Source organism: Actinomyces weissii, from assembly GCF_016598775.1.
Classification (GTDB): domain Bacteria; phylum Actinomycetota; class Actinomycetes; order Actinomycetales; family Actinomycetaceae; genus Actinomyces; species Actinomyces weissii.
This window is the reverse complement of the sequence record NZ_CP066802.1, coordinates 1,041,280-1,052,750: the sequence shown is the minus strand read 5'-3', so window position 1 is coordinate 1,052,750 and position 11,471 is coordinate 1,041,280. Positions and strand designations below refer to the sequence as shown.

The following is an 11,471-nucleotide window of genomic DNA, read 5'->3' as shown; positions in this document are numbered from 1 at the left end:
CCCTGGAGGCGGGCGCCACGGCCTCCCCTAGTCCCGCCTGGAGGGGGACAGGACCGTAAGGCCCATGCCCCGGGCCGTCTCAGCCAGCCGCGGGTCGTAGGTCAGCACACAGGTGGCTCCGCACCTCAGGGCGGCGACGACGTGCAGGGCGTCCACCAGCCGCACCGCCGCCCCACCCACCAGGCCGGCCTCCACGAACACCGAACGGGGCATCTCGTACAAAGGCACGCCCTCCAGGAAGGCGGTCACGGCAGCCTGCGTGAGCACCTCGCTGCGGCTGGCCGCCAGCCGCAGCTCCGTCTCCAGCAGGACCGTGCCCACAAGCTACGGCCTCTGCTTGACCACCAGCTCCACGAGCGCGGCAGACTCCGGCTCGTCCAGCAGCAGCCGCAGGGCGGCGGAGGTGTCCAGGTACCACCTCATCGCTCCTCCCGCAGGGCCTCCAGCAGGTCCTGGCTGCTGCGGGCCGCCTTGGGCCGCTGCCACGAGGCCGCCCGCAGCTCTTGCAAGGCGGGCTTGACGCAGCGCAGGTCGCCGTCATGAAAGTGTCTGTGCCCCGCGATCAGTGGCTGGCACCCCAGCCACAGGCTCTCCTCCTGCTCCGCCCGGAGCGGCGCTACCTGCAGGTCAGGCCACGGCTCACGCGGCGCGGCTGAGGCGGTAGACATGCCGTAAAACTAGCATTTTCCCGCACGAAACGGCGGTTTCCGGGGTTCGGGGAGCCGCCTTGCGGACTACCTGCGGTGGTCCCACTTTCCGTACCGGCAGACGCCACTGACCGGCCCGCCGGCGCCCAGCGCCCTCAGCGCTCCCGACGCCGTCGCCCGGTGGCCGCCTTGTAGGGGGAGACCGTCGGGTCGCCGTCGATCCAGAAGCGCCACGGGAAGGCGGTGCCGTCCCCGCCGGGACCGGACACGCCGGTGCGGGGGCCGGTACGTATCCGCCCCGCCGCCACCGGCACCGCGGGCAGCTCCAGGCGCATCCGGCCCCCGGCCTCCCCCAGGCGGGCGCCGTCGTCGGCCCGGGTCAAGGCCAGCGCCTGGCACAGACGCCCCGGACCGCTGGCCAGCTGTACGTCCTGCCGGGACTGGGGACGACGGCTACGAGCCAGCTCCAGGCCCGCCACCACCTCACCGGCGCGCAGCAGCACCGCCCGGCTGAGCCCTGGCGGCCCGCAGACGATGTTCGCGCAGTGGTGCATCCCGTAGGTCAGGTACACGTACACGGCGCCGGCCGCCGCGAACATGGTGGCGTTGCGCCTGGTCTGGCCCTTGAAGGCGTGCGAGCCCGGGTCCTCCTCGCCCCGGTAGGCCTCCACCTCCGTTATCCGCAGAGCCACCTCCCCCTGGTCGCTGCCCACCCGCAGCACCGCGCCGAGCAGGCGGGGGCAGACCTCCAGGGGGTCGGCCGCCAGCAGTGCCAGCACCGGGTCCGTGGCCGCCTGCTCCCCCGCCGCCACCGTCTCAGTCCTCCAGGTCAGGGTAGGGCTCGCCCGCGGCGGGATCGACGCCCTCCGGGCCGGTGGGGCCGTCCAGCAGCGAGCCCTCCCAGGCGAAGACCCGCAGCCGGGCGCTGGCCGCGACCGCCCGGGCCAGCTGCTCGACCACCCGCACCGGGGCGGTGCCGCCGTGCCCGCAGCGGGCCGCCACGGAGCCCTCCGCCGAAAGCACCTCCCGCACCCCTGGCTCCAGGCGCGGGTCCAGGCGCTGGAAGTCGGCGTCACTGAGCTCCCACAGCTCAATGCCGCGGCTCTCGCACTCGCGCACGCAGGCCCCGGAGACCTCGTGCGCCTCCCGGAAGGGCACTCCCTGCTTGACCAGCCACTCAGCCAGGTCTGTGGCCAGGGAGAAGCCCTGGGGCGCGAGCTCCGCCATGCGTTCATAGTGCAGGACCATGGTGGAGACCATGCCTGAGACGGCCGGGAGCAGCACCGCCAGGGTGTCCACGGCGTCGAATACCGGCTCCTTGTCCTCCTGCAGGTCACGGTTGTAGGCCAGCGGCAGGGCCTTGAGGGTGGCCAGCAGCCCCGTGAGGTCACCGATCAGGCGCCCCGCCTTGCCCCGGGCCAGCTCGGCCACGTCCGGGTTCTTCTTCTGCGGCATGATCGAGGAGCCGGTGGAGAAGGCGTCGTCCAGGGTCACGAAGCCGAGCTCCTTGGTGTTCCAGATGATGACCTCCTCGCTCAGGCGCGAGACGTCAACCGCCACCAGCGCCAGCACGAAGCTGAGCTCCGCCACCACGTCACGGGAGGCGGTGCCGTCGATGGAGTTCTCGACGGCGGCCTCAAAGCCCAGCTCGCCAGCCACCGTACAGGGGTCCAGTCCCAGCGTGTTGCCTGCCAGGGCGCCGGAGCCGTAGGGGCTGACGGCGGCCCGGGCGTCCCAGTCCACCAGGCGCTCGACGTCGCGCAGCAGCGGCCAGGCGTGGGCCAGCAGGTGGTGGGCCACGAGCACCGGCTGGGCGTGCTGCATATGGGTGCGCCCCGGCATGATCCGCTCCCCCGCCACGGCGGCCTGGTCGATCAGCGCGTCCACGAGGTCCAGGACGAGCCCGGCCAGGTGGCGGGACTGGTCGCGCAGGTACATGCGGATCAGGGTGGCGATCTGGTCGTTGCGGGAGCGTCCGGCGCGCAGGCGGCCTCCCAGCTCCGCTCCCGCGCGCTCCATGAGCCCCCGCTCCAGGGCGGTGTGGACGTCCTCGTCCGCCGGTGCCGGGGTGAAGGCGCCGGAGACGACGTCGTCCTCCAGGCGGTCCAGGGCCGCCAGCATGCCAGCCAGCTGGGTGGCGTCCAGCAGCCCCGCGCGGGCCAGGGCGCGGGCGTGGGCCCGGGACCCGGTGATGTCGTAGCGGGCCAGCCGCCAGTCGAAGTGGGTGGACACGCTCAGGGCCTCCAGGGCCTGCGCGGGACCGCCGCTGAAGCGTCCGCCCCACAGGCTGATGCCTGCCGGGGTGTGGCTGCTGGGGGTGGCTTCGTGGTGGCTGTGGCTGCTCATGGGCCCATCATGGCCTATGGGCCGGGGCTCCGCGGACACCCGCCTGCCCCACCACTGCCGGCGGGCTGTCTCCCGGCTCAGTCCTGGCTGGGCTGCGGGGTCTTCTCCAGGTTGCGCAGCCGTGTGAGGCTGAAGCGGCTGCGCCGGGCCGGGCGGGCCGGGGTCAGGGCGTGGTCGGCCCCGGGGGCCTGGCTCTGCTCCACCAGGCGGTGCAGCCCCAGCCAGGTACCCAGGGCGCAGAGCACCACCCAGTTGCCCTCACTGAGCAGGCGGGACTCCGTGAAGGACTGGGACACCAGCGCCGTCATGAGCAGCGCGGGCAGCACCACGGAGGCGTCAGAGTTCAGGTGCCGTCCCGCCAGGCGGAAGGAGCGGTGCACCAGCACGCAGACGATCACCACCAACAGCGCCCCACCGACCACACCGGTCTGGAACAGCGCCTCGATGTAGGCGTTGTGGGCGTTCATGGTGGGGGTGCCGTCGGGACGGATGAGGATCGTGGAGAACACGGGGATCCAGGGCACCCAGTACATGATCCAGCCCCAACCCAGGATGGTGTGCTCCTGCCACAGGGTGAGCACCGCCTTCCAGATCTCCCAGCGCACGCTCATGGACTCGCTGCGGCCCAGCAGGTCGATCAGCTGGTTGTACCAGCCCAGGCAGGCGGCAGCCAGGGCCACCACCACCCCCACGGCCCCGGAGACCACGTAGGGGCGCGCCGCCACCGGCACGTGGCGCATGAGCCACAGGTAGCCCATGACCGCCACGCACACCACCGTGGAGACCCAGACGGTCACGGAGCTGGTGAGCACCAGCACCAGCACGGACAAGGAGGTCCACACCACCACCCCCAGCGGCCGCACCCGCCGGTCGGCCCAGCGCACCGCCAGGCACAGGAGGGTCAGCAGGGCGATGAAGGCCAGCGGGTTGCGGTTACCGACGATCCCCTGGATGGGACCGCCGTTGAAGAGGTCGCCGTTGACCCAGTAGTAGGAGGTGGGCACGTGGTCCCAGCCCCGCATGTACAGGGGCGCCAGGGGGTGCTTGAGCACGAGGGCCACGTAGAGCTCCAGCAGCAGGCTGAGGACCAGCACCGCCTCCAGGGAGCGGCTCAGGGCGTCGGTCATCTGCCGCAGGGACATGCCGCAGGCCAGCAGCACCCCGACGGCGGTGGTGGCGACCATGAGCATGGTGGCCAGTGCCGTCTCCGCCGGGTAGGCGGACCACAGGATGGACAGGGCGCACAGCACCACGTACAGGCCGATCACGGTGGGCACGGCCCGCCACTTGATCCGGTGCCCCTCCCGCAGGAAGACCAGCAGCAGCAGGATCCCGCTGACGGCGGCGATCAGCCCGAAGGCCTTCCAGCCAACCAGGTTGCGCACGGACTGCCCGGCGAAGGTCAGGAAGAAGGCCCAGGTGCTCATAGCGGGCATCAGCTGGAGACGGGGCGGCGACTTGGGTACCAGACGCCGCAGAGGCCCAAGGGTCTCACTCATAAGCTCAAGTTAGCACCGCGGGGGCAGCCTGTTTCCGGCTCCCACCCAGCCTTGCGACACCGCACGGAAACACGGCGGTACGCAAGCGGCACGCAAGAGCCAGGGGTGGTGACGGGGACCGCAGCAGCCGGTCCCGGCGGTCCACCACCCCTGGCTCAGCCAGCAGGCAGCCAGTAGGCAGCCAGCGTCCGCACCCGGCTCAGTAGCCCGTGCTCAGGCCCAGGCGGATGTCGCGGGCCGCCGCCAGCTTGGACTGCATGCCGTAGATCTCGATGAACCCGCGAGAGGAGGACTGGTCGAAGGTGTCCCCGGTCTCGTAGGTGGCCAAGTTGAAGTCGTACAGGCCGGTGTCGGTCCTGCGGCCGTTGACCGTGGCGCGCCCGCCGTGCAGCACCATCCGGATGTCGCCGGTGACCAGGCGCTGGGTGTCCTCGATAAAGGCGTCCATGGACCTCTTCAGGGGCGAGTACCACTGGGCCTCGTAGACCAGCTCCGCCCAGGTCTGCTCCATCTGGCGCTTGTAGCGGCGCTGCATCCGCTCCAGGCACACCGCCTCCAGCGCCTGGTGGGCCTCAATCAGGGCGACCGCCCCGGGGGCCTCGTAGATCTCCCGCGACTTGATGCCAACCAGCCGGTCCTCTACGACGTCGATCCGCCCCACGCCCTGGGCCCCGGCTCGCCGGTTGAGCTCCTGGACGGCCTGCAGGGGGGTGACGTCCTTGCCGTCGATCCTGGTGGGGACACCGGCCTCGAAGTGGATGACGACCTCGTCAGGCAGGGGCGGGTAGGTGGGGTCGTCGGTGTAGGTGTAGACGTCCTTGGTGGGGGCGTTCCACAGGTCCTCCAGGAAGCCGGTCTCGATGGCCCGGCCCCACACGTTCTGGTCGATCGAGAAGGGGTTGTGCTTGGTGGTCTCGATCGGCAGGCTGTGCTTCTCGGCGTACTCGATGGCGACGTCGCGGGTCAGGGCCAGGTCGCGCACCGGCGAGAGGCAGTCCATGTCCGGGGCCATGGAGGTGATGGCCACCTCGAAGCGCACCTGGTCGTTACCCTTGCCGGTGCAGCCGTGGGCGACGGTGCTGGCCCCGAACTCCCGGGCAGCCTTGACCAGGTGCTTGGCGATCACCGGCCGGGACAGGGCGGATACCAGCGGGTAGCGGCCCTCGTACAGGGCGTTGGCCTTCAGCGCGGGCATGCAGTAGTCCTGCGCGAACTCGTCGCGCGCGTCCGCCACGTACGCCTCCACGGCGCCGCAGTCCAGGGCCCGCTGGCGGATGACCTCCAGGTCCTCGCCCCCCTGACCGACGTCGACCGCCACCGTGACGACCTCACGGCCGGTCTGCTCACCGATCCAGCCGATAGCCACGGAGGTGTCCAGACCACCGGAGTAGGCCAGTACGACGCGGTCCTTGTGCTTGCTCATCTGTTCTCTTTTCCTTTTTGGGTGTGTGCGCCGGGGACTGGGGACTCCCCGTCGCCTTACTGGCGGTTGTGGTCTGCCAGGGCCAGGAGCTTGTCGGCTACCTCGGTAGCGACCTCCCCGGAGCGGGTGACGACCAGTACGGTGTCGTCCCCGGCGATACAGCCGAGCACCCCGGGCAGCATGGAGTCGTCCAGGGCCCCGGCCAGCAGCTGGGCCGCACCGGCTGGGGTCCGCAGGATCACCTGGTTGCCCGCCCACTCGGCGGTCACCAGCAGGTCGGCGCACCAGCGGGCCAGCCGGGGGGTCACGTGCTGGGACAGGGGGACGTCGTCCTCGACCGGCGCGGAGGCGCCCTGCACCTGCCCAGGGGCGCCGGCCTGGGGCACGGCGTAGACCTGGCCGCCGCTCGCGGAGCGGACCTTGGTGGCCCGCAGCTCCACCAGGTCTCGGGAGAGCGTGGCCTGGGTGGTCTGCAGACCCCGTTCCGCCAGTGCCTGGCGCAGCTCGGCCTGGGAGCGGATGCGCTCCTTGCCCAGGACCTGGGCTATCAGGGCGTGCCGTGCCGCCTTGGTGGCAGGCACGCTGGCGCTGCCTTCAGGCGCGTTCGGGGCGCTGGCGGTCATGAGTCTGCTCCTGGATCTCGTGGGACGAGCGCGACGGCCAGGACCGCTTCCAGGACCTGTGAGGCAGCACCCCGGTGGCACTGCCCGCCAGGCCCGTGACCGGCTCCAACGGCGGTCGCGAGATCGTCATTCACGCACACAACATACAGCCGACTGCATAGAGATACGAAATGTGTCGTGTCACGACGGCGCAGCCTCGCTCAGGCAGCCACCCCGGCTGCTGCGGCCCTAGGCACAGGCAGGGCCAGCAGGCCAGGGCGCAGGCTGGGCTGATAGGCCGGTAGCAGCGCCACCAGTCCGGACGCGAACCTGCGCGGCCCGCCAGAGCCGCTCAGGAGGCGCTGAGCGCCGCCAGGATGGACCGGGCCCAGGTGCGGACCTCGTCCCAGTCACGGAAGTCACCCTCGGAGGCGCCCCCGACCTTGGCGATGGTCCGCTCCCGCAGGCTCAGCCTGCTGGGGTCGAAACGCCCCGCGAAGGTCACGTGCTCCTCCGGGTCCAGGGACAGCAGCACCGGCCCCACCCGCCGGGGGTCCGTGACCTTGCCGTGAGGCAGGCCGGACAGGCCCACCGAGAAGGCCCACACCGGCTTGCTGGCCAGCGCGTCCCGGAAGCGGCGCGTGAAGTCCACCGCCTCCTCGGTCCAGCTGGTCATGTACACCGCGGAGCCGACCACGAAGGCGTCATACCCCTCCACCGAGGAGACCTCCTGGGGGCGCACCACCTCCAGGTCGTGCCCGCCCTGACGGAGCTCAGTGGCGATCACGTCGGCGACCTCCTCCGTGGAGCCGTGCCGGGACGAGGCCGTAAGCAGGATCTTCATGGGGGCAAGTATGGTCCAAGGGAAAAACCGAGGCGGATAGTCCTGACAACTGTAGCCACGCTCACAGGCCAGGCCTGCCGCTGCTGGGCCCCCTGCCCCGGAGCTCCCCCGCGTTCCAGTCCTGGCAGGCCGTCACCGCCAGCAGACGGCGCCCGCCCCGGCAGGGGTACAGCCGGGGCGGGTTGCTGCTACGGCCGCCGCCCCGCGCCCGCCACCAGGCAGGGCGGGAGGGCGGGGCGGAAACGGGTTCAGGCCCGCAGCTCGGCCCCCAGCAGCTTGGCGGCCTGCTTGACGACACGCTTACGCACCTCCGCCGTCTCCTGGGCCGTGAGCGTGCGGTCAGCCGCCCGCAGACGCAGCGAGAAGGCCAGGGACTTGCGCCCCTGCCCCAGCTGCGGACCCCGGAACACGTCAAAGAGCCGCACCTCCTCCAGCAGGGCCCCGGCGCCACGCCGCAGCACCTGCTCCACCTGGGCGGCCGTGACCTGCTCGTCCACCACGAAGGCCAGGTCCTCCTTGGCGGCCGGGAAGGTGGACACCGCCTGGACCTGCAGCACCCCGGCGGCCTCCACGGCGTCCAGCAGCGGCTCCAGGTCCATCTCGACGGCGCAGGCGCGCTCCGGCAGCCCCAGGGCGCGGCACACGCGCGGGTGCAGCTCACCGGCGTGCGCCACCAGGGCGCCCGCCACCAGCTCCTTGCCCCGCCTCACGGAGGCCAGGCGCAGCTCGGCGGTGCGGCCCGGGTGCCAGGGGGCCACCGGCTCCGCGGGGGCGCCTACCTCCACCGCCACGCCCAGGGCCGCGGCCACCTGCCGCACCACCTGCACGGCGTCGGCCCAGTCCCAGGGCTGGGCGGCCCCGAGCACGCCAGCGCGCTGCCGCTCCCCCACCAGCACCACGCCCACGTGGGTGGGCTGGGCGGGGATACCGGCCTCCAGGGCGGCGACCTGCTCGTCAGTGGGGCGGCGGTCCACGCCCACGATGGGGGCGGGCACGGTCCCGGCCGGGTGAGTGACCGCACCGACCTCAAAGACGGCCACGTCAGGCAGCCCGCGGGACACGTTGCGGCGGGCCACCTCCACCAGGGAGTCCAGCACACTGGTGCGCAGCGCCGGGGCGTCCTCGGCCAGGGGGTTGGCCAGGCGCACGGCCTGACGGCGGGGGTCGTCCTCGGGCAGGCCCAGCAGGTCGTGCACCTCCCCGATGAAGGGGTAGGAGAGCACCTGGGTGAGCCCGGCGGCGACCAGGGCGCGCACGGCCTCGCGGCGGGCCTGCTGGCGCGCCGTCAGGCCGGTGCCGGCCGGGGCGGTGGGCAGCACCACGGGGATGTTGTCGTAGCCGTCCAGGCGGGCGACCTCCTCCGCGAAGTGCGCGGGCCCCACCAGGTCAGGCCGCCAGGTGGGGGCGGTGACACGCAGCAGCTCCTGGCCCTGCTCGTCACGGCCCGCCGGCTCCACGGTGCAGCCGATGGCCTCCAGCAGCTCGGTGACGCGCGCGGTGCCGTAGGGCACGCCCGTGAGGCGCTCGGCGGCGTCGGCGCGCAGCAGCTGCGGCTGGGGGGCGGTGGTGCGGTCCAGGTCGGTGGCCACAGGGTCGGCGGTGCCGCCGCCGTACTCGACCAGCAGGTCCACGGCCCGCTGGGCGGCCACGGGCGCCAGCCGGGTGTCCACGCCGCGCTCATTGCGCTTGGAGGACTCGGTGGGCAGCTTGTGGCGGCGGGCGGAGCGGGCCACGGAGACGGCGTCGAAGTGCGCGGCCTCGATCAGCAGGTCGGTGGTGCGCTCGTCCACCTCGGTCTCGGCCCCGCCGAACACCCCTGCCAGCACCAGGGGCCGGGAGCCCTCCCCAGCCGGTGAGTCGGAGATGACCAGGTCCTCGGGGTCCAGGGTGCGGGTGACCTCGTCCAGGAAGGTCAGCTGCTCCCCGGCCTGGGCGCGGCGCACCACCACGGGGGCGTGCAGCTTGCCCAGGTCGAAGGCGTGCAGCGGCTGGCCCAGGTCCAGCATCACGTAGTTGGTGACGTCCACGGCCAGGCTGATGGGGCGCATCCCGGCGGCGGTGAGGCGGTCGCGCATCCACTTGGGGGTGGGGGCGGTGGGGTCCAGGCCGCGCACCACCCGGGCCACGTAGCGGTCGCAGCCGGGGCGGCCGTGCACGGGGGCGGGGTCGGCGGCGATCTTGACGGCGTAGCCGCCGTCTCCTGCCGGGGCCAGCCCGTGGGGGTACAGGCCCGCGTTGGTGGCGTCGGCCGGGTCGGTGAACTGGGCGCCGGTGGCGTGGGAGTACTCGCGGGCCACTCCCCGCATGGAGAAGCAGTAGCCGCGGTCAGGGGTGATGTTGATCTCCAGCACCTCCTCCCCCAGTCCCAGCAGGGGCAGGGCGTTGGTGCCGGGGGCGGGCAGCTCCTCGCCCTCGTGCCCGTGGGCGGCCAGCCACTGGTCCAGCACGATGATGCCGTCGTGATCCTCCCCCAGGCCCAGCTCGCGGGCGGAGCAGATCATGCCGTCGGAGACGTGCCCGTAGGTCTTGCGGGCGGCGATAGCGAAGCCACCAGGCAGGACGGCACCGGGCAGGCTGACCACGACGCTGTCTCCGGCGTCGAAGTTGCGCGCCCCGCAGACGATGCCGCGGCTGGGCAGCTCGGAGGGCTCCTTGCCGCTGCCGGGGGCGTCGTTGTGCTCGGGGCCCACGTCCACCCGGCAGTAGCTGATGACCTTGCCGTTGGACTGCTCCTTGGCCTCACGGGTGAGGACCTTGCCGACCACCAGGGGGCCGGTGACGGCGGGGGGGACGATCCGCTCCTCCTCCAGGCCCACCCGCACCAGGTCCTGGGCGAGCTGGGCGGCGGTGGTGCCGGTGGGTACCGAGACGTGCTCGCGCAGCCACTCAAGGGGTACGTATGGCATGTCAGTGGCCCTTTCCGGTGGTGCCGAACTGCTGGGAGAAGCGGATGTCGCCCTCGACGATGTCGTGCATGTCAGCGATGCCGTGGCGCAGCATGAGGGTGCGCTCCAGGCCCATGCCGAAGGCGAAGCCGGTGTAGACCTGCGGGTCGATGCCGCAGGCGGTCAGGACCTTGGGGTTGACCATGCCGCAGCCGCCCCACTCGATCCAGCCGGGGCCACCCTTCTTCTGAGGGAACCACAGGTCCATCTCGGCGCTGGGCTCGGTGAAGGGGAAGAAGGAGGGGCGCAGGCGGGTGCGGGCCTCGGGGCCGAACATGGCGCGGGCGAAGTGGTCCAGGACCCCCTTGAGGTGCGCCATGGTCAGGCCCTTGTCCACGGCCAGGCCCTCCACCTGGTGGAAGACGGGGGTGTGGGTGGCGTCCAGCTCGTCGGAGCGGAAGACCTTGCCGGGGCAGGCGATGTAGATCGGGGGCTGGCTCTCCAGCATCACGTGGGCCTGCACCGGGGAGGTGTGGGTGCGCATGACCAGGTTGGCGGCCTGCCCGGGGGCGGCCCCCACGGAGGCGCCGTCGATGTAGAAGGTGTCCTGCATCTGGCGGGCGGGGTGGTCGGCGTCGAAGTTCAGGGCATCGAAGTCGAACCACTCGTGCTCCACCTCCGGGCCCTCGGCCACGGACCAGCCCATGGAGGTGAAGAAGTCGCTGACCTCGTCCACCAGGACGTCCAGGGGGTGGCGGGCGCCGGTGGTGGTGCGGGCGGTGGGCACGGTGACGTCCACGGCCTCGTTGGCGAGCATGGCGGCCTCCGCCTGGGCCTCCAGCAGGGCCTGGCGCTCGGCCAGGGCCTTGCTGACACGAGCGCGCGCGGCCCCCAGGAGCCTGCCCGCGGTGGGCTTGTCCGCCTTGTCCAGCCTGCCGATGGCCCGGTTGGCCAGGGCGAGCGCAGAGGTGTCACCGGTGTAGGCCAGGCGTGCCTCCTTGAGTGCGGCCAGGCCCTTGGTGGCGCCGATGGCGGCCACGGCCTCCTCCACGAGGGCCTTGAGCCCGCCCTCGTCCAGCGGCGACAGCGCGCCGGGTGCGTCAGTCATCTGCGAACCTTCCGTGCTAGGTGCTCCAGGCACAGGTTAGTCCGCCCGGCGCGGCCTTCCTAAATCATTCCTGGATCCGGCTGACGTGCAGGCGCGTGCCTGTCAGCCCCTCAAGCG

Annotated in this window: 10 protein-coding genes; all 10 read right to left on the bottom strand. The window is 72.2% G+C overall.

All coding sequences use genetic code 11. The features are described from left to right. Nucleotides 1-27: 27 nt before the first annotated feature. Nucleotides 28-321: a PIN domain-containing protein gene (locus JG540_RS04330; RefSeq protein WP_200277550.1), complete on the bottom strand. Its 294-nt coding sequence runs from the start codon at nt 319-321 to the stop codon at nt 28-30. A 98-nt stretch (nt 322-419) separates the two neighbouring features. Continuing rightward, on the bottom strand, nt 420-668 hold the full coding sequence (locus JG540_RS04325) for a hypothetical protein (RefSeq protein ID WP_200277548.1): 249 nt from the start codon (nt 666-668) through the stop codon (nt 420-422). A gap of 134 nt (nt 669-802) precedes the next feature. Next, entirely contained in the window at nt 803-1,459 is a 657-nt protein-coding gene (locus tag JG540_RS04320; RefSeq protein ID WP_200277546.1) for a DNA-3-methyladenine glycosylase, read from the bottom strand. A 4-nt stretch (nt 1,460-1,463) separates the two neighbouring features. Further along, nucleotides 1,464-2,993 carry an argininosuccinate lyase gene (gene argH, locus JG540_RS04315; RefSeq protein WP_200277544.1) on the bottom strand — a complete coding sequence of 510 codons (1,530 nt, stop codon included), beginning with the start codon at nt 2,991-2,993 and terminating at the stop codon, nt 1,464-1,466. 77 nt (nt 2,994-3,070) lie between these two features. After that, entirely contained in the window at nt 3,071-4,492 is a 1,422-nt protein-coding gene (locus tag JG540_RS04310) for an O-antigen ligase family protein (protein WP_200277542.1), read from the bottom strand. 199 nt (nt 4,493-4,691) lie between these two features. Continuing rightward, the gene (locus tag JG540_RS04305) at nt 4,692-5,915 is read right to left on the bottom strand and encodes an argininosuccinate synthase (protein ID WP_200277540.1); all 1,224 of its coding nucleotides are present in this window, start codon (nt 5,913-5,915) and stop codon (nt 4,692-4,694) included. A gap of 56 nt (nt 5,916-5,971) precedes the next feature. Next, a complete protein-coding gene (locus tag JG540_RS04300) occupies nt 5,972-6,538 on the bottom strand; it encodes an arginine repressor (protein ID WP_200277538.1) in 567 nt (188 codons plus the stop codon). 331 nt (nt 6,539-6,869) lie between these two features. Beyond that, a complete protein-coding gene (locus JG540_RS04295; protein ID WP_200277536.1) occupies nt 6,870-7,361 on the bottom strand; it encodes a flavodoxin domain-containing protein in 492 nt (163 codons plus the stop codon). A gap of 248 nt (nt 7,362-7,609) precedes the next feature. Then, nucleotides 7,610-10,267 (bottom strand): phenylalanine--tRNA ligase subunit beta, encoded by a 2,658-nt coding sequence (gene pheT, locus JG540_RS04290; protein WP_200277534.1) that lies wholly within the window; start codon nt 10,265-10,267, stop codon nt 7,610-7,612. 1 nt (nt 10,268) lies between these two features. Beyond that, complete coding sequence (gene pheS / locus JG540_RS04285) at nt 10,269-11,354, bottom strand: phenylalanine--tRNA ligase subunit alpha (RefSeq protein WP_200277532.1); 1,086 nt, start codon at nt 11,352-11,354, stop codon at nt 10,269-10,271. Between the last annotated feature and the right edge of the window lie 117 nt (nt 11,355-11,471).

Coding starts and splice junctions, on each gene's coding strand:
- pheT (WP_200277534.1), bottom strand. CDS start 10,267: ATGCCATACGTACCCCTTGAGTGGCTGCGCGAGCACGTCTCGGTACCC.
- JG540_RS04325 (WP_200277548.1), bottom strand. CDS start 668: ATGTCTACCGCCTCAGCCGCGCCGCGTGAGCCGTGGCCTGACCTGCAG.
- JG540_RS04310 (WP_200277542.1), bottom strand. CDS start 4,492: ATGAGTGAGACCCTTGGGCCTCTGCGGCGTCTGGTACCCAAGTCGCCG.
- pheS (WP_200277532.1), bottom strand. CDS start 11,354: ATGACTGACGCACCCGGCGCGCTGTCGCCGCTGGACGAGGGCGGGCTC.
- argH (WP_200277544.1), bottom strand. CDS start 2,993: ATGAGCAGCCACAGCCACCACGAAGCCACCCCCAGCAGCCACACCCCG.
- JG540_RS04300 (WP_200277538.1), bottom strand. CDS start 6,538: ATGACCGCCAGCGCCCCGAACGCGCCTGAAGGCAGCGCCAGCGTGCCT.
- JG540_RS04295 (WP_200277536.1), bottom strand. CDS start 7,361: ATGAAGATCCTGCTTACGGCCTCGTCCCGGCACGGCTCCACGGAGGAG.
- JG540_RS04305 (WP_200277540.1), bottom strand. CDS start 5,915: ATGAGCAAGCACAAGGACCGCGTCGTACTGGCCTACTCCGGTGGTCTG.